This is a genomic window from Magnetospirillum sp. SS-4 (assembly GCF_902729425.1).
GTDB lineage: Bacteria > Pseudomonadota > Alphaproteobacteria > Rhodospirillales > Magnetospirillaceae > Phaeospirillum.
In genome coordinates, this window is the sequence record NZ_LR746531.1 from 36,538 (window position 1) to 55,172 (window position 18,635).

Below are 18,635 nucleotides of genomic sequence, written 5' to 3' on the forward strand. Positions count from 1 at the left end.
AGACCTGAGCAGTGTCCAAGAGAATCACCATCGATCCCATCACCCGGATTGAAGGCCATCTGCGCGTCGACGTCGAAGTCGATGGGGGAAAGGTCACCAAGGCATGGTCGTCGGGCCAGATGTGGCGCGGCGTCGAACTGATCCTGCTGGGCCGCGACCCGCGCGACGCCTGGGCCATCACCCAGCGCATCTGCGGCGTCTGCACCACCGTGCACGCCATCACCTCGGTCCGCGCCGTCGAGAACGCGCTGAACCTGGACATTCCGGTGAACGCCCAGTTCATCCGCAACATGATCATCTCGGCCCACGCCATCCATGATCATATCGTCCACTTCTACCACCTGTCGGCGCTGGACTGGGTCGACGTGGTCAGCGCCCTGAAGGCCGATCCGATCAAGACCGCCCAGTTGGCGGAAAGCCTGTCGGACTGGCCGCTCAACAACCGCCACGTCATGACCCAGACGCTGGAAAAGCTGAAGACCTTCGTCGGCAGCGGCCAGTTGGGGCCGTTCACCAACGGCTATTGGGGCCATCCGGCCATGAAGCTGTCGCCCGAGGTCAACCTGCTGGCGGTGGCGCATTACCTCCAGGCGCTGGACGCCCAGCGCCACGCCAACAAGATCGTCACCTTGCTGGGGTCCAAGAGCCCGCATATCCAGAACGTGGCGGTGGGCGGCGTCTCGAACCCCATCGCCACCGACAGCCAGTCGGTGCTGACCGTCGAGCGCCTGCTGAAGCTGAAGATGCACATGGATGCGCTGTCTGACTTCATCCACAAGGTCTATCTGGTGGACATCGCCGCCATCGGCGCCTTCTACGCCGACTGGACCAAGTACGGCGCCGGCGTCACCAATTACCTGTCCTGCCCCGACTTCCCCATGGACAGCAAGGGCACCAAGTTCCTGGTTCCCGGCGGCTACATTCCCAATGCCGATCTGGCCAAGTACAAGCCCATCACCGCCTTCGGCGACGCCTATCTGCGCGACGGCGTCGAGGAAGGGGTCAAGCATGCCTGGTACAAATATTCCAAGCCCGGCCCGCTGCACCCCTACAAGGGCGAGACCACACCCGAGTACACCGACTTCCAGGACGACGGCAAGTATTCCTGGCTGAAGGCACCCACCTTCTACGGCGAACGCGCCCAGGTCGGGCCGCTGTCTTCCGTGCTGGCCGGCGTCGCCGCCGGTCACCAGCCCACCATCAACTATGCCACCAAGGTGCTGGACACCGCGTCGTCGCTGCTGGGCTCCAAGATCCCGCTGGCGGCGCTGCACTCGACCATCGGACGCCACGCCGCCCGCGCCGTGCGCTGCGCCGTCATGCAGGACGTGCTGCAACAGAACTGGCAGGCCCTGATCGACAATATCGGCAAGGGCGACGTCGCCAGCTTCAACAAGCCGACCTTCCCCAAGGGCGAGATCATGGGCTACGGCTTCCACGAGGCGCCGCGCGGCCTGCTGTCGCACTGGACGGTGATCAAGGACGGCAAGATCGCCAATTACCAGTGCGTGGTGCCGTCGACCTGGAACGCCGGCCCCCGCGACGACACCGACAAGATCGGCCCCTACGAGGCCTCGCTGATGGACAATCCCATCGCCGACGCCGAACAGCCGCTGGAAGTGCTGCGCACCATCCACTCGTTCGATCCCTGCCTCGCCTGCGCCGTGCATGTGGTCGAGGACAACAAGGAAGTCGTCCAGGTCAAGGCGCTGTAGTAAAGTCGCGGCTTCCCCCTCTCCCTTCGTGGGAGAGGGGCTTTGCATTGAGGTTCCTATGCGTGTGGTGATCCTGGGCGTCGGCAACATCCTGCTCACCGATGAAGGCGTGGGCGTCCACGCCGTCAACGAGCTTATCGCCCGCTACGACCTGCCCGACGAGGTCGAGGTCATCGACGGCGGCACCTCGGGCATGGATTGCCTGGATCAGGTCTCGGACGCCGATCACCTGCTGATCGCCGATGCCATGCGGGCAAAGAAGGAGCCCGGCACCATCACCCGGCTGGCCGGCGACCAGATTCCCGCCTTTTTCAAGACCAAGATATCCCCCCATCAGGTCGGCATCTCCGACATGCTGGCGGCGCTGAACTTCCACGGCCTGATGCCCCGCAACATCGTGCTGTTCGGCATCGAGCCGCTGTCCTTCGCCACCGCCATGGAACTGTCGCCCTCCATCGCCGCCCGGATTCCCGAGGTGGTGGACTGCCTCGTCGCCGAATTGAAGGCCATCGGCATCGATGCGCGGCGCAAGGCGGCCTGAGGGGGATGAAAAACCGATCGACGAGCCAGGCCCCCTGGCGAGGAGTTGGCGCGTTGAGCGCGCGCGCCTCGTGGCGCGGGAGCCCAGCCCTGCGGATGCAGGGCGCCCGGCGCTTGAGGGAGGAGAAGTAAGATGTGCATGGCGGTTCCGTCGCGCATCGTCGCCATCGACAACGGCATGGCCACCGTCGAGGCGTTCGGCGCCATCCGCACCACCAGCCTGATGCTGCTGGAGGACGAAGTGGCGGTGGGCGATTACGTCATCCTGGGTGCCGGCGGCAATTTCGCCGCCGAGAAGGTCGAGCCCGAAGTGGCGGCCGAAGCCCTGGCCTATCTCGCCGACGTGCTGGACAGCGGCCTCGCCTGATGCAGGGACTTGAGGCCGGCATCAGCCTCGCTCTCGGAATCGAGGGGGGCTCCGTCGCCAGCGTCGATATCCGCTCGACCCGATTGGTGCAGGCGTCGCGCATGCTGGCCGGGCGCACGCCGGCCCAGGTGATCGCCATCCTTCCCACCATCTTCGCGCTATGCGGCACCGCCCAGGGTCTGGCCGCCGCCGCCGCCGTCGAAAACGCCCTCGGCCAACCGGCACCGCCGCCTCAGCGCATGGCCCGACGCCTGCTGCTGCTGGTCGAGACCATCGCCGAGCATGCCCTGGGAGTTCTGCGCGACTGGCCGGCCCTGACCGGGACGCAACCCGATCTGGCCGCCGCCAAGACGCTGCGGCCCTGCCTTGCCGCCACCCGCCGCGCCCTCTACCCCGACGGCGACTGGGCGCGGCCAGGCGGCGGCCGCCTTGCGGTGGCGCGGCCGGTCCTGGACGAACAGATTAGCATCCTGTCCGGCATCGCCGAACGCCTGTTCGCAGCCGCGCCCGACGAGTGCTGCGAGAGTCCCGATACCTTCGCGGCCTGGGTGTCGCGGGGAGAAGGCCCAGCCGCCGCCCTGCTCAACCATATCCATCGCGACGGGCTGGACGGCTTCGGCCGTTCGCCGGTCCACCCCATGGCGGAGTCCGGACCGGCCGATCTGGACGACCGCCTGCGGGCCGACCATGACGGGCATTATGCCGCCCGGCCGGATTGCGCCGGCCAGCCCCAGGAAACCAACGCCCTGACCCGCCGGATGCGCCATCCACTGATCGCCGGATTGCTGGAACGGCACGGCGGCGGCCTTGTCTCCCGCTTTGCCGCCCGACTGGTGGAGATCACGGCGTCGTTGCGCGAAGCGGCGGATTTGGCGCAGGATTTATGCGACGCCCCAGGCACGGATGCCGACCTCGCCGGCAGCGGGCGCGGCCTGGGACGTGTCGAGGCCGCCCGCGGCCTGCTGGTCCATGGCGTCGAACTGGAGGAAGGCGTGGTGCGCCGCTATCAGATTCTGGCTCCGACCGAGTGGAATTTCCACCCCCGGGGGCCGTTGCGTCACGGCCTGCTGGGGGCCGGGGCCGGCCCCGGCCTGGAGCGCCGCGCCCGCCTGGCCGTCGCCGCCCTGGACCCCTGCGTCGCCTGCACCATCGAGATCACCCGCCATGCATGAAATGTCGCTGACCGAGGGCGTGGTGCGGATTTTGGAACAGCAGGCCGAGACCCACGGCTTCACCCGCGTCAAGACGGTGTGGCTGGAGATCGGCGAATTGTCCACCGTGATCCCCGAAAGCATGGAATTCTGCTTCGACGCCGTGGCGCGGGGCAATCCGCTGACCGAGGGCGCAAGGCTGGAGATCATCCGCATTCCCGGCACGGCGTGGTGCATGGAGTGTTCGGAAAGCGTCGCGGTAACGTCGCGCATCGACCTTTGCCCGAAATGCGGCGGCGCCAGGCTGGCCGTCACCACCGGCGAGGAAATGCGGATCAAGGAAATGGAGGTGGAGTGATGTGCACCGTTTGCGGCTGCGGCGAGTCCAAGGTGGAAGGCCACTCCCATTCCCACGGCCATGGACACCACCATCACGGCCATGATCACCACCATGATCACGATCACGACCACGATATGCATTTCGGCCACGGCATCGCGGGGGTGCATGTTCCGGGGCTCAGCCAGTCGCGCATCGTCCAGATCGAGCGGGACATCCTCGGCCACAACAACGACCATGCCGGCCGCAACCGCGCCTGGCTGAGCCGTCGCGGGGTGTTCGCGCTGAATCTGGTGTCCAGTCCCGGTTCGGGCAAGACCACCTTGCTGTGCCGCACCGCCCTGGCGCTGAAGGACCGCTTTCCCCTGGCGGTGATCGAGGGCGACCAGCAGACCAGCTTCGACGCCGACCGCATCCGCGCCACCGGCATCCCCGCGCTTCAGGTCAATACCGGCAAGGGCTGCCATCTCGACGCCCACATGGTGGAAACCGCGTTGGAACGCCTGGACATCGCCCCGGATTCGGTGCTGTTCATCGAGAATGTCGGCAATCTGGTGTGCCCCGCCGCCTTCGACCTGGGCGAGGCCTACAAGGTGGCGATCCTGTCGGTGACCGAGGGCGAGGACAAGCCGCTCAAATACCCCGACATGTTCCACGCCGCCGGCATGATGATCCTGAACAAGACCGACCTGCTGCCCCATTGCGATTTCGACGTGGAACGCTGCATCGCCTTTGCCCGGCGGGTCAATCCCGACATCGTGGTGCTTCAGCTCTCGGCCCGCACCGGAGAAGGCATGGACGAGTGGCTGGCCTGGATCACCGAGGGCCGCCGAAGGATGGCCGCCCATCGCAAGGGATTGGCCGGCTAATGAAGGGCAACCGTCCGGGCAATGGTGAACACCAGTCCCACCAGACCGAGAGAGATGCCGACGAACCACGTCAGCATCTGAAAGGTGGTCGGCAGGTTGGACAGACGGCCTTCGATGCCTGCCAAACGCTCCTTGATGGCGGCGGCATCCTTCACCAGGGATTTGAGGTCTACCTTGATTTCCTTGACGTCGGCTTCCAGGACGCCAACTCGGCGCGAAAGCTCATCCAAGCCGCCACCGTGGGGAGGATCTCCCCCCTGCGGAGGCAGGCGCCCGCGCTCGGCCAGCCCCTCGGCCCATTTTTGAGCGTTGGTGAAATCGACGGTGTCACTCCCTGGGGGCATGTTCACCACTCACGATCTCCGCGGCCTGGACGACATAATCCACAGCCTTCTTCACGGCGGTCTCTCTCTGACCAGCCGCGTCCGCCTCACCCGTGGTCTGGGGAAGGGCAATCAGCGTCATCGTCGCGGCGCAAAGCTTCAACAACGCCGTTTCCAGGTGCTCGACCCGATTATGAAGATCAATTTCCGTCAAGGTCATTGGACATCCGACCACCTGCTGCTCCGTCATCACATTGGCATCGGTCCTTCCCTCGCGCAACAGGAACAAGGATGATGGTTGCATGACCGCCATCGCCACCACCATCGCCCTGCCCCGCACCGTGCCGCCGGTGCTGGCGGTGGGCGCCTTCCTCAAGAACACCATCTGCGTCACCCGCGGCGCCGAGGCCTTCGTCTCGGCAATTCACGGCGATCTCGGCACGCCAGAGGCCATCAAGGCCTTCGACCGCTCGGTGGACACCCTGGTGGCGGAACTGGGCGTCAGCCCGGTCCGAATCGCCTGCGACCTGCATCCCGATTTTCATTCCACCCGCTATGCCCAGGGCCTGGACCTGCCCCAGGTGCCGGTGCAGCACCACCACGCCCACGCCGCCGCGATCAGTGCCGAGCACGGCCATGACGGGCCGGTGATCGCCCTGTCGCTGGACGGTTTCGGCCTTGGGCCGGGCAACCAGTCGTGGGGCGGCGAATTGCTGCTGGTGGACGGCCCCCATTACCGCCGCCTGGGCCATCTGGCCCTGCTGCCCCAGCCCGGCGGCGACGCCGCCGCGCGCGAGCCCTGGCGCATGGCCGCCGCCGCCCTGCACCGGTTGGGCCGGGGCGCCGAGATCGCCGGGCGCTTCAAGGCCATTCCCGCCGCCGCCATGCTGCCCCAGATACTGGACAAGGGCATCAACTGCCCGCGAACCTCCAGCGCCGGCCGGCTGTTCGACGCCGCCTGCGGCCTGCTGGGCCTTCACCTCGTCGCCGAATTCGAGGGCCAGGCCCCCATGGCGCTGGAAGCGCTGGTGACCCGGCCCGAAGCCCTGCCCGCCGGCTGGATCATCCAGGACGGAATCCTCGACCTGTTGCCGACCCTGGCGCTGCTGTCGTCCTGCCCCGATCCGGCAAGGGGGGCCAACCTGTTCCACGGCACCCTGATCGAGGCTCTGGCCGCCTGGGCCGGCGACGCTGCCGAGGCCGTCGGAGTCGAGACGGTGACCCTGGGCGGCGGCTGCTTCCTCAACCGGGTGCTGAGCGCGGGCGTGGTGGAGCGGCTGGAACGCCGGGGTCTGCGCCCACTGACAGCCCACCGGGTCTCGCCCGGCGATGCCGGTCTCAGCCTGGGCCAGGCCTGGATCGCCGCGTTGAGTTGAGTCTCTGAGAGGACCTTAACCATGTGCCTTGCCCTGCCTGCCCTGGTCACCGAATTGCTGCCCGACGACAACGCCAAGGTCAATCTGGGCGGCGTCGCCAAGACGGTGTCGCTGGCCCTGGTGTCGGACGTGGCGGTGGGCGATTACGTCATCGTCCATGTGGGCTACGCCCTGTCGGTGATCGACCCGGAAGAGGCCGCCCGCACCCTGGAACTGTTCGCCGAGATGGGGGAACTGGTCCCGGAGGGAACGGCGTGAAATATATCGACGAATTCCGCGACGGCACCGTCGCCCAGGGCATCGCCAAGGCCATCCGGGCCGAGGCCGACCCGGGCCGCGCCTATCACATCATGGAATTCTGCGGCGGCCACACCCACGCCATCTCGCGCTATGGCCTCGAAGACCTGCTGCCCGCCAATGTGCGGATGATCCACGGCCCCGGCTGCCCGGTCTGCGTCCTGCCGGTGGGGCGCATCGACGCCGCCATCTGGCTGGCCCGCCAGGACGGCGTCACCCTGTGCACCTATGGCGACATGCTGCGCGTGCCGGGCTCGAAGCGGCTGTCGCTGCTGAAGGCCAAGGCCGAGGGCTGCGACATCCGCATGGTCTATTCCACCATGGACGCCCTGAAGCTGGCCCAAAGCCTGCCGGAGCGCCAGGTGGTGTTCTTCGCCATCGGCTTCGAGACCACCACGCCCCCCACCGCCGTGGCCATCAAGCAGGCTCAGGCCATGGGGCTGGGGAATTTCAGCGTGTTCTGCAACCACGTCCTGACGCCGTCGGCCATCACCCAGATTCTCGACAGTCCCGAAGTGCGCGAGCTGGGCACCGTCAGGCTGGACGCCTTCATCGGCCCCGCCCATGTGTCCACCATCATCGGCTCGCGCCCCTACGAATACTTCGCCGAGGAGTATCAGCGGCCGGTGGTGATCGCCGGCTTCGAGCCGCTGGACGTCATGCAGGCGGTGCGCATGCTGGTGCGCCAGATCAATGACGGCCGCTTCGAGGTCGAAAACGAGTTCGCGCGCGCCGTCACCCGCGACGGCAACGAAAAGGCCAAGTCGCTGGTGGCCGACATGTTCGAGCTTCGCCGCGCCTTCGAATGGCGCGGCCTGGGGCTGGTGCCCTATTCGGCGCTGCGCCTGAAGGAGCGCTTCGCCGCCTGGGACGCCGAGCGCCGCTGGGACGTGCCCCAGGACAGCCCGCCCGACAACAAGGCCTGCGAATGCGGCGCCATCCTGCGGGGCGTCAAGAAGCCCGTCGACTGCAAGCTGTTCGGCACGGTCTGCACCCCGGAAAACCCCATGGGATCGTGCATGGTCTCGGCCGAGGGCGCCTGCGCCGCCCATTGGACCTATGGCCGCTTCCGCGACGCCGATCCCGGCCACGCCAGCGGACCGGACCCGGAAGGAGACTGAATGACCCTGCCCCGCCGCGCCCATCCCCGCCCGCTGGACGTCGAGAACGGCCGCGTCGACCTCACCCATGGCGGCGGCGGCCGCGCCATGGCCCAGTTGGTCGAGGAGATGTTCATCCGGGCCTTCGACAACGAGGCGCTGAATCAGCGCAACGACCAGGCCGCCTTCGACGTCCCCCCCGAACTGCTGAAGGGCGGCCGCATGGTGATGACCACCGACGGCTATGTCATCAGCCCGCTGTTCTTTCCCGGCGGCGATATCGGATCGCTTGCCGTTCACGGCACCGTCAACGACGTCGCCATGGCCGGCGCGGTACCGCTGTCGCTGTCGGCCGGCTTCATCATCGAGGAAGGTTTTCCGCTGGCCGATCTTCAGCGCATCGTCCAATCCATGGCCAAAGCCAGCAGGGAGGCCGGCGTGCCGGTGGTCACCGGCGACACCAAGGTGGTGGAGAAGGGCAAGGGTGACGGCCTGTTCATCACCACCGCCGGCATCGGCATGGTGCCGGCGGGCGTCATGATTTCCGGCGACCGGGCGCGGCCGGGCGACGCCATCCTGGTGTCGGGCACCATGGGCGATCACGGCGTGGCGGTGATGAGCCAGCGCGAGGGCCTGGGCTTCGAGACCGCCATCTTGTCGGATTCGGCGGCGCTGCACACCATGGTGGCCGCCATGGTGGCGGCGCAGCCGGCCATCCATGTGCTGCGCGACCCCACCCGTGGCGGGCTGGCGGCGACGCTGAACGAGATCGCCTCGCAATCGGCGGTCGGCATGCTGATCGAGGAGAACGCGGTGCCGGTCGCCCCCGAGGTCAGGGGCGCCTGCGAGTTGCTGGGCCTCGACCCGCTTTACGTCGCCAACGAGGGCAAGCTGATCTGCATCTGCGCCGAGGACGACGCCGAAGCGCTGCTGGCGGTAATGCGCGCCCATCCGCTGGGCGCCAACGCCGCCCGCATCGGCACCTGCCGCGAGGATTCCCACCACTTCGTCCAGATGCGCACCGGCATGGGCGGAATGCGGGTGGTGGACTGGCTGGCCGGCGAGCAATTGCCGAGGATCTGCTGATGCGGATCTTGCTGCTCGCCCATTCGTTCAACTCGCTGACCCAGCGGCTGTGGGTGGCGCTGGGCGAACTCGGCCACGACGTCACCTGCGAGTTCGACGTCAACGATGCCGTCACCGTCGAGGCGGTCCGGCTTGCCCGGCCCGACCTGATCATCGCGCCGTTCCTGAAGCGCGCCATTCCCGAGGCGATCTGGCGCGACCATCTCTGTCTGGTGGTCCATCCCGGCCCCCCCGGCGACCGGGGACCGGCGGCACTGGACTGGGCCATCCTGGAAGGGCGCGAGACCTGGGGTGTCACCGTGCTCCAGGCCGAGGTCGAGATGGACGGCGGCCCGGTCTGGGCCAGCCGGACCTTTCCCATGCGTCCGGCGACCAAATCCAGCCTGTACCGCAACGAAGTGGCGGATTCGGCGGTCGATGCGGTGATGGAGGCGGTGGAAATGGCCGCCGCCGGCTCGTCGGAGCCTCGCCGTCCCACCGCCACCACCTGGAAACCGGCCATGAAGCAGGCCGACCGCGTTATCGACTGGACCAGGGACGACACCGCCACGGTGCTGCGCAAGATCCGTTCCGCCGACGGCACGCCGGGTCTGCTGGACCGCATCAATGGGCAGGACGTCTACCTTCACGACGCCCACGCCGCCGCCGGCCTGGACGGCGAACCCGGCGCCCTGATCGCGCGGAGCGGCGACGCGGTGGCCAGGGCCACCACCGACGGCGCGGTGTGGATCGGCCATCTGCGCCTGAAGCAGCCCCACGCCCTCAAGCTGCCGGCCGCCACCGTGCTGGATGGCCTCGATCTTCCGGAACTCCCCGGCTATCACGACATCTGGTACGACGAGCGCCACGGCGTGGGATATCTCCACTTCCCGTTCGTCAACGGCGCCATGAGCACCGAACGCTGCCAGCGGCTGACGGCGGCCTTCCGCAAGGCGGCTTCCCGCCCCACCAAGGTGATCGCGCTGATGGGCGGGCCGGATTTCTGGTCCAACGGCATCCATCTCTGCACCATCGAATCCGCCGCCAGCCCGGCGGACGAATCCTGGCGCAACATCAATGCCATGAACGATCTGTGCCGCGAGATCATCACCTGCGGCAGCCACCTCACCATCGCGGCCATGCAGGGCAATGCCGGCGCCGGCGGGGTGTTCATGGCCCTGGCCGCCGATCTGGTGCTGGCCCGCGACGGCGTGGTGCTGAACCCCCATTACAAGGGCATGGGCAACCTGTACGGCTCGGAATACTGGACCTATCTGCTGCCCCGGCGCTGCGGCGCCGACAAGGCAAGGGAGGTGGTGGAGGCCCGCCTGCCCATGGGCACCGCCGAGGCCGAACGCCTGGGCCTGATCGACGCCCATTTCGGAAGCGATCCGGCCGAATTCCGCCGGATGGTCGAAGGGATGGCCGAGGCCCACGCCGCCGACCCGGCCCTGGAGGAACGCCTGATCGCCAAGCGCCTGGCCCGCGCCGCCGACGAGGCCGACAAGCCGCTGGAATCCTACCGGGCCGAGGAACTGGAACATATGACGCTGAACTTCTACGGCTTCGATCCCAGCTACCACGTCGCCCGCTACAACTTCATCCACAAGGTGCCGAAGTCGCGGACGCCGCTCTATCTGGCCCGGCACCGAAGGAAGAGGTGATCCCTATCCCTGGGCGCCCTTGTCCGAGCGGACCGTATCCATGAAATTGTGAATCTCGGTTTCCAGGCTGCCGGCCTCGGACGTCAGGCGACCGGCGATGTAGAGCACGGATTCGGCGCTGCCGCCGGCCTCGGCGGTGGCGGCAGAGAGATGGCCCAGCACGCCGGCCACCTCCTGGGTGCCGCTGGCCGCCTCCTGGACATTGCGGGCGATTTCCTGGGTGGCGGCGCCTTGCTGCTCGACCGCGGCGGCGATGGCCCCGGCAATGTCGTTCAGGATGCCGATGGTGTCGCCGATACCGCGGATGGCCGCCACCGCCTCGCGGGTGCGGGACTGAACCGCGCCGATCTGGTTGGAAATCTCCTCGGTCGCCCTGGCGGTCTGGTTGGCCAGGGTCTTGACCTCGCCCGCCACCACGGCGAAGCCCTTGCCGGCGTCGCCGGCGCGGGCGGCCTCGATGGTGGCGTTCAAGGCCAGCAGGTTGGTCTGGGCGGCGATATCGTTGATCAGGGTGACCACCTCGCCGATGCGGCCGGCGGCCTCGGCCAGGCTGAGCACCAGGGCGTTGGTGCGCTCGGCCTCGCCGACCGCCTGGCGCGACATGTCGGACGAACGGTGGACCTGGCTGGCGATTTCGTGAATCGAGGCCGACAACTGCTCGGCGGCGGCGGCGACGGTGGCGACGTTGGCCGAGGCCTGCTCGGCGGTGGCGACCACGCCGGCCGCCTGGTTGCCGGCGCTCTGCACCGCGCCCGACACGGTGCGGGCGGCGCCTTCCATATCGGCCACCGCGTCCACCAGCACGTCGGAAACCCGCTTGATGGTGGCCTCGACGTCGTCGGCCAGCTTCAGCCGCGCCTCGCGCCGCTGGATCGACGCCAGCCTGTAGCCTTCCTGCTGTTCGGCGCGGGTGGCCTCGACCTGGGCGGCCTCGTCACGCAGCACGGCGATGGCCCTGGTCAGGGCGCCGATCTCGTCGTGACGTTCGGTCCGGTCGATCTCGATGCTGAAATCCCGCTGGGCGAGACGTTCGGCGGCGTGGGACAGGCGCAGGATCGGACGGGCGATTCCCCGGGCCAGCAGGCCGGCCAGCACCAGGGAAACCAGGGTGACCGCCAGGGCGATCAGGGCGAATCGCCACGCCGCCGAACGGAACTCGGCGTCGACGTCGTCCAGGTAGATTCCCGTCCCGATCACCCAGCCCCAGGGCTGGTAGGGGCCGGCATAGGAGACCTTGGCCACCGGCTGGTCGGAATTGGCGCGGGGAAACTTGTAGAACACCTTGCCGCCGCCGGCCTTGGCGCCCTCGACCAGCTGCCGGATGAACGGGACGCCGTCGGCATCCTTGGTGTCCATGAAATTCTTGCCCTCCCGCTCCGGCTTGGGCGGCAGCATGACGGTGGTGCCGTCATCGGTGTAGATGAAGAAGTATTCCTGCCCCTGGTAGCGGACGTGGCGGAGCGTCTCGATGGCCTGGGCGCGGGCGGTGGCCTGATCGAACTCGCCGGCCCTGGCGCGGTCGTCGAACGCCTTGGCGGTCGCGACGGCGACCTGGGTCAGGGCCTCCACCTTGGACAGCCGGTCCTCGACCATGGTCCGCCGCAACTCGCCCAGCGCCACCCACGACAGGACGATAAAGCCGAACAGCGCCAGAACGGCCGTCGACATCAGCTTGACAGAAATACCCGCTTTCCCCATGGCCATCCCCCCTTGCGCCATTCCCAGCCGGAACTGTATCCCAGCTCTCGCCCGACAACCAGTAACGATAATCAGCGGCGGACGATACTCAATCGGCCACGATGCGCCCGTCAACCAGATGGATGCGGCGATCCGCCATGGCGGCCAGATCGTTGTCGTGGGTCACCACCACCACGCTGCGGCCCTGCTGGCGGGCCAGGGTGCCGAACAGTTCGAACACCAGATGGGCGGTGCGGGTGTCGAGATTGCCGGTGGGCTCGTCGGCCAGCAGCAGCGGAGGATCGTTGGCCAGGGCGCGGGCGATGGCGACCCGCTGACGCTGGCCGCCCGACAACTGGTCGGGATATTTCCGGCGGTGATCGGCCAGTTCCAGCGAATCGAGCAGCAGGGCGGCACGCTCCCGGGCCTGGGCGGCGCTCAGCCGCCCCAGCCGGCGGATGGGAATCTCCACATTGGCCATGCAGGTGAATTCGGGCAGCAGGAAGTGGAACTGGAAGACGAAGCCGATGCGGGACAGCCGGATGGCCGCCAGTTGGTCCGGCGACAGCCCGGCGGTGTCGGCGCCCTCGATCCGGACGCTGCCGGCGGTCGGCAGATCCAGCAATCCCAGCAGGTAGAGCAGCGACGACTTGCCCGAGCCCGACGGGCCGGTGACCGCGACGAACTCGCCGGCCGCGACGGTCAGGTCGATGTCCTGGACCAGGGTCACCGGCACCTCGCCCGGCAGGACCCGCCCCAATCCCCTGGTCTCGATCGCCGGGCCGCTCACCCCGCCCCTCCCCATGGCCGCGCCGGCGCGAACGGAAAAGGGGCGGGACACGCCCGGCGTCCCGCCCCCGCCGACATTCCGGCATCCTCAGACGAAATAGGTCTTCAGCGGGGCGAAGCCGTTGAAATTGACCGCCGAATAGCTGCTGGTATAGGCGCCGGTGGACAGGATGCGCACCTTGTCGCCGACCTTCAGGGACAACGGCATGCGATAGCCCGACTTCTCGTAGAGGATGTCGGCGGAATCGCAGGTGGGACCGGCCAGGGCCACCGGACCGGTCTCGTCGTCACCATGGGGGGTCTCGATGCGGTACTTGATGGCCTCGTCCATCGTCTCGGCCAGGCCGCCGAACTTGCCCACGTCCAGATAGACCCAGCGCACGTCGTCGTCGTAGCCCTTGCGGCTGATCAGCACCACCTCGGATTCCAGCACGCCGGAATTGCCCACCATGCCGCGGCCCGGCTCGATGATCATGGTCGGGATGTTGTTGCCGAAATGATCGGTCATGGCGGTCATGATGGCGTCGGCGTAGCGGTCCATGGCGGGAATGTCGGTGCGGTACTTGGTGGGCAGACCACCGCCCAGGTTGACCATGCGCAGATCGATGCCGGCCTCGGCCAGAGCGGTGAACAGCATGGCGGTCTTGCCCACCGCGATGTCCCACTGCCCCAGGTCGGTCTGCTGGCTGCCCACGTGGAACGACACGCCATAGGGATCAAGGCCCAGGTCGCGGGCGCGGACCAGCAGGTCGCGGGCCATGTCGACCTCGCAGCCGAACTTGCGCGACAGCGGCCACTCGGCCCCCTCGCAGGTCATCAGGATGCGGCAGAACACCCGCGAGCCGGGGGCGGATTCGGCCAGCTTCTCCAACTCGGCCTCGGAATCGAAGGCGTACAGGGTCACGCCCTTGGAATAGGCGTAGGCGATGTCGCGCTGCTTCTTGATGGTGTTGCCGAACGAGATGCGGTCGGCCGAGGCGCCGGCTTCCAGGCACAGGTCGATCTCGCCGGGGCTGGCGACGTCGAAGTTCGATCCCAGGCCGGTCAGCAGCGAGACGATCTCGGGGGCCGGATTGGCCTTCACCGCGTAGAACACCTCGGCCACCGGCAGCCAACGTCGGATGTCGAGATAGTTCTGGCGAACCACGTCGAGGTCGACCACCAGGCAGGGGGTGGGGGGCTGAACTTCTTCCAGGAAACGGGCGATCTTGGCGGTCATGGCAAATGCTCCAAACGGACCGGATGGTCTACGGCTTGCGGCCGAAAAGGCAGAGTCGAAGCCCCTAGGTCAGCCGGGTGGCGACCTGAGGGAACCCGACGGTGACGGCAATGGAAGGGATGCCGTCAGGCCCGTTTGGACGTACTTCGGACATCCGACCACAGCAGGGCCCAGCCCTGCCGCGTTACGGGCGTCTTGTACGCGGAGAAAAGAAGAGCGGACGACGCCGAAGCGTGCCGAGCAATCGAGTTCATAAGAGTTCCTCCAAGCACCGGGGGCTTTCACCCCGCTTGCACCCAGAAGACGCCTTTGACGTCGTTGCCTGACCACCCGTGGTCAGAGGCACGTGCGCTGTACGTCTGTCCTAAGGCCGCTATATACGCCGTTTTCGGACGATGAAAAGTGAAAATTTTCCCTTGTTCGAAATATTTTTAACTCCCCAAGATTTATTGTTTGATATCAACGCGCTGACAAACCGCCCTCCCGCCGGCCGCACGCCCTCGGCCGCAAGGAATAGCGCAGCCGGACCGTGGCATCCCACTATTGGCGGTGAGGCGCCCGGGCAACCGGAAAAATAGCCTCGACCCGCCAATTTCCATTTGCATCCCCGCCCGTCCCGGTCCCAAATCAAGGCGACATGAGCACCGAAAAGAAAGTCTGGCTGAAGCCGATCATGGAGCCGTTGCGCCCGGTCATGCGCGAATTGCTGACCGCGTCGCTGTTCATCAACCTGATGGCGCTGGCGGTTCCCATCTTCGTCATGCAGGTCTACGACCGGGTGATCGGCCACAACGGCTTCGCCACCCTGAAGGGGCTGGTGATCGGCGTCGGCATTCTGCTGGCCTTCGACCTGATCATCCGCACCTCGCGCGGGCGCATCATGCAGACGGCGGCGCTGCGCATCGACGTCGAGGTCGGAACCAAGCTGTTCGACAAGGTGATGCACCTGCCGCTCCGCACCCTGGAAAGCCGGCCGGCCTCGTTCTGGCAGACCCTGTTCCGCGACGTCGACACCATCCGCAACACCATTTCGGGCGCCACCGCCACCCTGCTGGCCGACCTGCCCTTCGTCATGATCTTCCTGGGCGTCATCTTCGTGATCGGCAAGCCGCTGGCGATGGTGTTCATCGTCTTGTTCGCCATCTTCATCGTGCTGGCCTGGCGTTCGGGCACGGCGGTGTCCGAAAGCGCCGACAGGGAAAAGAACGTCCAGACGGCGCGGGATAATCTGGTGGCCGAGATCATCGCCGGACGCGGCACCGTCAAGGCGGTGGCGCTGGACCGCGCCATCCGCCCCATCTGGGAGGAGAAGCAGGCCGGCACCATCGAGCAATCCATCCAGCGCGGCGCCACCGCCGACGGCTACGTCAACATGGGGCAGATGCTGACCATGCTGGGCAGCGTCGCCCTGACCACGGTGGGCGCCGTCTACATCATGGACCACGAGCTTTCCATGGGGGCGCTGGTGGCCTGCAACATGCTGTCGTCCAGGCTCTACGGCCCCATCAACCAGTTGGTGGGGGCGTGGAAGAGCTTTTCCGCCTTCCACCAGTCGGTCGAGCGGCTTGGCGAGGTCTTCGCCGAGGCCGAGGAACGGCGGGAAAGCGGCATCACCCGCGAACGTCCCGCCGGGCTGGTGACGCTGGAGGACATCTCGTTCGCCTACGACCAGAAAAGCCAGGCCGCCGCCGCCATCGACCGCCTGGACATCCGTCCGAACGGCATCACCGCCATCCTGGGGCGCAACGGCAGCGGCAAGACCACCCTGCTCAAGATCATCATGGGGCTCTATCACCCCGCCAAGGGGCGCGTCCTGCTGGACGGCGCCGACATCGCCCAGTTCACCCGCGCCGAACTGGCCGGCTGGATCGGCTACGTGCCGCAGGAATGCGTGCTGTTCAACGCCTCGATCCGCGACAACGTCGCCTACGGCGCGCCGGGCTGTTCGGACGAGGCCATCCTGGCCGCCGCCCGCATCGCCGGCGTGCACCAGTACATCGTCGACCTGCCCGACGGCTACGCCACCCCCATCGGCGAGGCCGGGTCGCGCCTGTCGGCGGGACAGCGCCAGCGCATCGCCATCGCCCGCGCCCTGATCGGCGACCCGCCGGTGCTGCTGCTGGACGAACCCTCGGCCAGCCTGGACCGTCAGGCCGAGGAGGATCTGCGCGCCACCTTGGCGGAACTGGCCAAGACCCACACCATCGTCATCGTCACCCACAGCCCGGTGCTGCTGCCCATCTGCCGCGACGTGGTGGTGCTGGACAAGGGCTCGGTCGCCGCCGCCGGCCCGGCCGCCGAGACCCTGCAACGCCTGTTCGGCGTGCGCCAGCCGCAGCCACCTTCGCCGCCGCACGGCATCGGCACCCAACCGAGCGCGCCGCTGGGCGGCGGCGTCCGCATCGGCGTCGGGGGGGCCACATGACCGGCCTGCCGCCACCGTCCCCATCGGCGTCGCCTCCCCCACCCCCGGCGACGCCGCAGGCCAGCCCGGAGCAGATGCTGCAAATGCTGGCCGCCCTGGGCGGCGGTCCCGGCGGCGCGCCGCCGCCCGCGCCGCCCTCCACCGCCCGGCTGCTGTGGCGGCGGCTACGGGCGCTGGGCGGCTTCACCGTCTGGCTGTTCGGAGCGCCGGAGGGGACGGCGCGCCACGGCGCCGCCGGCCTGCTGGCCCTGCCGCGCCGGCTGCTGCTGACGGTGGCCGACTGGTTCCTGCCGTCGCTCAACCCGGTGGAGCCGATCGCGCCGCAACCCCACCACGCGCCGCAGCACGGCGGACGGCTGTATCATCTGGCCAATTCCTATCCGCTGCCCAGCTGGCGTCCCATCGCGAGGGTGGTGATGACGCTGACCGCCCTGTTCATTGCCTGGGCCATGGTGGCGCGCCTGGACGAGGTCGCCATCGCCGAGGGCGAGGTGGTGCCCGAGGGCAAGGTCAAGGTCATCCAGCACCTGGAAGGCGGCACCGTCCGCGAGATTCATGTGAACGACGGGTCCGAGGTGCGGGAAGGCGCGCCGCTGATGCTGATCGAATTGCCGGTCAGCTCGCTCAACAAGGACGAATTGCAGGTCCGCCTCGACGGCTACATGCTTCAGCGCGCCCGGCTGGAGGCCGAACTGACCGGCGCCCCCCTGGCCTTCCCCGAGGCCGAGGCCCGCCGCCATCCCGCCCTGGTGGAATCCGAGCGCCGCTCGTTCGAGGCCCGCCGCAACGCCCTGCGGGCGTCACAGGCGGTGCTTCAGGATCAGGTCCGCCAGAAAGGGCTGGAGGTGCAGGAATACGAGACCAAGCAACGCACCATCGCCACCAGCCTGCGGCTGGCCCAGGAACGCTTCGAGATGTCGAGGAACCTCATGAAATCGGGGCTGGCGTCGCGGATGGACCACGTCCAGATGGAAAGCCAGATGGAGGACCTCAAGGGCCAGCTGGAAAGCGTGCGCGCCTCGATCCCCCGCGCCCAGGCCGCCCAGCAGGAGGCCCGCAGCCGCCTGGACGAGGAACTGGCCCGCTTTCAGCGCACCGCCCAGGGCGAGATGAGCGAGGCGGAACTGAACGTCGCCCGTACCAGGGAACTGCTGTCCCAGGCCACCGACCAGCAGCGCCGCACCCTGATCGCCAGCCCCATCGACGGCATCGTCAAGAATCTGCGGGCCAACACCATCGGCGGCGTCATCCGGCCGGGCGATCCCATCATGGAGATCGTGCCGCTGCACGAACGTCTCCAGATCGACGCCCGGCTAAGCCCGATGGACCGCGGCTATGTCCAGCTGGGCCAGCGCGCCACCGTCAAGATCAGCGCCTACGACTACACCACCTATGGCGGGCTGGAGGGCGACGTCATCCTGGTCGCGGCGGACACCACCGTGCCCCAGACCCAGACGCCCAACGCCCAGCCCTATTACCGGGTGGTGGTGCAGACCGACCGCGCCTATATCGGCGACGAGGTGGCCAAGCGCCTGATCAGCCCCGGCATGCAGGCCACCGTCGAAATCCACACCGGCACCCGCTCGGTCATGGAATTCCTGGTCAAGCCGGTGCTCAAGCTCCGTCACGAGGCGTTCAGGGAGCGGTAGAGGGAGCCGGGGGCGCGTCTTCCGCTTGGCAACCGCTCCACAGCGCCCCCCCGGCTGCGCCATCAAGGCCTG

At 67.7% G+C, this 18,635-nt stretch carries 18 protein-coding genes; 13 read left to right on the forward strand and 5 right to left on the reverse strand.

Annotation, left to right across the window (positions count from 1 at the left end; genetic code table 11):
- The first annotated feature begins 11 nt into the window (after positions 1–11).
- The 6 genes from MTBSS4_RS20460 to hypB all read left to right on the forward strand — a co-directional run bounded on the left by MTBSS4_RS20460 (position 12) and on the right by hypB (position 4,979).
- Positions 12–1,715, forward strand: a complete 1,704-nt coding sequence (locus MTBSS4_RS20460) for a nickel-dependent hydrogenase large subunit (protein ID WP_173985225.1) — start codon at positions 12–14, stop codon at positions 1,713–1,715.
- A 58-nt stretch (positions 1,716–1,773) separates the two neighbouring features.
- Complete coding sequence (locus MTBSS4_RS20465) at positions 1,774–2,256, forward strand: HyaD/HybD family hydrogenase maturation endopeptidase (RefSeq protein WP_173985226.1); 483 nt, start codon at positions 1,774–1,776, stop codon at positions 2,254–2,256.
- A 132-nt stretch (positions 2,257–2,388) separates the two neighbouring features.
- Positions 2,389–2,622, forward strand: coding sequence for a HypC/HybG/HupF family hydrogenase formation chaperone (locus MTBSS4_RS20470; protein ID WP_173985227.1), 234 nt, complete (start codon positions 2,389–2,391; stop codon positions 2,620–2,622).
- Complete coding sequence (locus tag MTBSS4_RS20475; RefSeq protein WP_173985228.1) at positions 2,622–3,794, forward strand: nickel-dependent hydrogenase large subunit; 1,173 nt, start codon at positions 2,622–2,624, stop codon at positions 3,792–3,794. Before MTBSS4_RS20470 ends, MTBSS4_RS20475 begins: the two co-directional genes overlap by 1 nt.
- Complete coding sequence (gene hypA / locus MTBSS4_RS20480) at positions 3,787–4,131, forward strand: hydrogenase maturation nickel metallochaperone HypA (protein ID WP_173985229.1); 345 nt, start codon at positions 3,787–3,789, stop codon at positions 4,129–4,131. The genes MTBSS4_RS20475 and hypA overlap by 8 nt, the downstream gene beginning before the upstream one ends.
- Complete coding sequence (hypB, locus tag MTBSS4_RS20485) at positions 4,131–4,979, forward strand: hydrogenase nickel incorporation protein HypB (RefSeq protein WP_173985230.1); 849 nt, start codon at positions 4,131–4,133, stop codon at positions 4,977–4,979. The genes hypA and hypB overlap by 1 nt, the downstream gene beginning before the upstream one ends.
- Here hypB and MTBSS4_RS20490 read toward each other — a convergent pair.
- Positions 4,976–5,332, reverse strand: coding sequence for a hypothetical protein (locus MTBSS4_RS20490; RefSeq protein WP_173985231.1), 357 nt, complete (start codon positions 5,330–5,332; stop codon positions 4,976–4,978). The genes hypB and MTBSS4_RS20490 overlap by 4 nt on opposite strands.
- On the reverse strand, positions 5,307–5,627 hold the full coding sequence (locus MTBSS4_RS20495; protein WP_173985232.1) for a hypothetical protein: 321 nt from the start codon (positions 5,625–5,627) through the stop codon (positions 5,307–5,309). Before MTBSS4_RS20495 ends, MTBSS4_RS20490 begins: the two co-directional genes overlap by 26 nt.
- Here MTBSS4_RS20495 and MTBSS4_RS20500 point away from each other — a divergent pair.
- The 5 genes from MTBSS4_RS20500 to MTBSS4_RS20520 are packed head-to-tail and all read left to right on the forward strand — an operon-like array spanning position 5,605 to position 10,804.
- On the forward strand, positions 5,605–6,678 hold the full coding sequence (locus MTBSS4_RS20500) for a hydrogenase maturation protein HypF (RefSeq protein ID WP_173985233.1): 1,074 nt from the start codon (positions 5,605–5,607) through the stop codon (positions 6,676–6,678). The genes MTBSS4_RS20495 and MTBSS4_RS20500 overlap by 23 nt on opposite strands.
- Positions 6,679–6,699: 21 nt before the next feature.
- Entirely contained in the window at positions 6,700–6,936 is a 237-nt protein-coding gene (locus MTBSS4_RS20505; RefSeq protein WP_173985234.1) for a HypC/HybG/HupF family hydrogenase formation chaperone, read from the forward strand.
- The gene (gene hypD / locus MTBSS4_RS20510; RefSeq protein WP_173985235.1) at positions 6,933–8,096 is read left to right on the forward strand and encodes a hydrogenase formation protein HypD; all 1,164 of its coding nucleotides are present in this window, start codon (positions 6,933–6,935) and stop codon (positions 8,094–8,096) included. The genes MTBSS4_RS20505 and hypD overlap by 4 nt, the downstream gene beginning before the upstream one ends.
- Positions 8,097–9,161, forward strand: a complete 1,065-nt coding sequence (gene hypE, locus MTBSS4_RS20515; RefSeq protein WP_173985236.1) for a hydrogenase expression/formation protein HypE — start codon at positions 8,097–8,099, stop codon at positions 9,159–9,161. It abuts the gene before it with no gap.
- Positions 9,161–10,804: an enoyl-CoA hydratase-related protein gene (locus tag MTBSS4_RS20520; RefSeq protein ID WP_173985237.1), complete on the forward strand. Its 1,644-nt coding sequence runs from the start codon at positions 9,161–9,163 to the stop codon at positions 10,802–10,804. Before hypE ends, MTBSS4_RS20520 begins: the two co-directional genes overlap by 1 nt.
- A gap of 3 nt (positions 10,805–10,807) precedes the next feature.
- On the opposite strand, the gene MTBSS4_RS20525 is transcribed toward MTBSS4_RS20520, so the two are convergent.
- The 3 genes from MTBSS4_RS20525 to MTBSS4_RS20535 all read right to left on the reverse strand — a co-directional run bounded on the left by MTBSS4_RS20525 (position 10,808) and on the right by MTBSS4_RS20535 (position 14,489).
- Positions 10,808–12,472, reverse strand: a complete 1,665-nt coding sequence (locus MTBSS4_RS20525; RefSeq protein ID WP_254432689.1) for a methyl-accepting chemotaxis protein — start codon at positions 12,470–12,472, stop codon at positions 10,808–10,810.
- A gap of 118 nt (positions 12,473–12,590) precedes the next feature.
- Positions 12,591–13,271, reverse strand: a complete 681-nt coding sequence (locus tag MTBSS4_RS20530; RefSeq protein WP_254432690.1) for an ABC transporter ATP-binding protein — start codon at positions 13,269–13,271, stop codon at positions 12,591–12,593.
- An 87-nt stretch (positions 13,272–13,358) separates the two neighbouring features.
- A complete protein-coding gene (locus MTBSS4_RS20535; RefSeq protein ID WP_173985239.1) occupies positions 13,359–14,489 on the reverse strand; it encodes a type III PLP-dependent enzyme in 1,131 nt (376 codons plus the stop codon).
- A gap of 637 nt (positions 14,490–15,126) precedes the next feature.
- On the opposite strand from MTBSS4_RS20535, the gene MTBSS4_RS20540 reads away from it, so the two are divergent.
- Complete coding sequence (locus MTBSS4_RS20540; RefSeq protein ID WP_173985240.1) at positions 15,127–16,914, forward strand: peptidase domain-containing ABC transporter; 1,788 nt, start codon at positions 15,127–15,129, stop codon at positions 16,912–16,914.
- Positions 16,911–18,563, forward strand: coding sequence for an HlyD family type I secretion periplasmic adaptor subunit (locus tag MTBSS4_RS20545; RefSeq protein ID WP_173985241.1), 1,653 nt, complete (start codon positions 16,911–16,913; stop codon positions 18,561–18,563). The genes MTBSS4_RS20540 and MTBSS4_RS20545 overlap by 4 nt, the downstream gene beginning before the upstream one ends.
- The last annotated feature ends 72 nt before the right edge of the window (positions 18,564–18,635 follow it).

Bases quoted from the DNA above. Each gene is read 5' to 3' on its own strand.
- MTBSS4_RS20465 (WP_173985226.1), top strand. From the start codon at position 1,774: ATGCGTGTGGTGATCCTGGGCGTCGGCAACATCCTGCTCACCGATGAA.
- MTBSS4_RS20470 (WP_173985227.1), top strand. From the start codon at position 2,389: ATGTGCATGGCGGTTCCGTCGCGCATCGTCGCCATCGACAACGGCATG.
- MTBSS4_RS20475 (WP_173985228.1), top strand. From the start codon at position 2,622: ATGCAGGGACTTGAGGCCGGCATCAGCCTCGCTCTCGGAATCGAGGGG.
- hypA (WP_173985229.1), top strand. From the start codon at position 3,787: ATGCATGAAATGTCGCTGACCGAGGGCGTGGTGCGGATTTTGGAACAG.
- hypB (WP_173985230.1), top strand. From the start codon at position 4,131: ATGTGCACCGTTTGCGGCTGCGGCGAGTCCAAGGTGGAAGGCCACTCC.
- MTBSS4_RS20500 (WP_173985233.1), top strand. From the start codon at position 5,605: ATGACCGCCATCGCCACCACCATCGCCCTGCCCCGCACCGTGCCGCCG.
- MTBSS4_RS20495 (WP_173985232.1), bottom strand. From the start codon at position 5,627: ATGGTGGTGGCGATGGCGGTCATGCAACCATCATCCTTGTTCCTGTTG.
- MTBSS4_RS20505 (WP_173985234.1), top strand. From the start codon at position 6,700: ATGTGCCTTGCCCTGCCTGCCCTGGTCACCGAATTGCTGCCCGACGAC.
- hypE (WP_173985236.1), top strand. From the start codon at position 8,097: ATGACCCTGCCCCGCCGCGCCCATCCCCGCCCGCTGGACGTCGAGAAC.
- MTBSS4_RS20520 (WP_173985237.1), top strand. From the start codon at position 9,161: ATGCGGATCTTGCTGCTCGCCCATTCGTTCAACTCGCTGACCCAGCGG.
- MTBSS4_RS20525 (WP_254432689.1), bottom strand. From the start codon at position 12,472: ATGTCGACGGCCGTTCTGGCGCTGTTCGGCTTTATCGTCCTGTCGTGG.
- MTBSS4_RS20535 (WP_173985239.1), bottom strand. From the start codon at position 14,489: ATGACCGCCAAGATCGCCCGTTTCCTGGAAGAAGTTCAGCCCCCCACC.
- MTBSS4_RS20540 (WP_173985240.1), top strand. From the start codon at position 15,127: ATGAGCACCGAAAAGAAAGTCTGGCTGAAGCCGATCATGGAGCCGTTG.
- MTBSS4_RS20545 (WP_173985241.1), top strand. From the start codon at position 16,911: ATGACCGGCCTGCCGCCACCGTCCCCATCGGCGTCGCCTCCCCCACCC.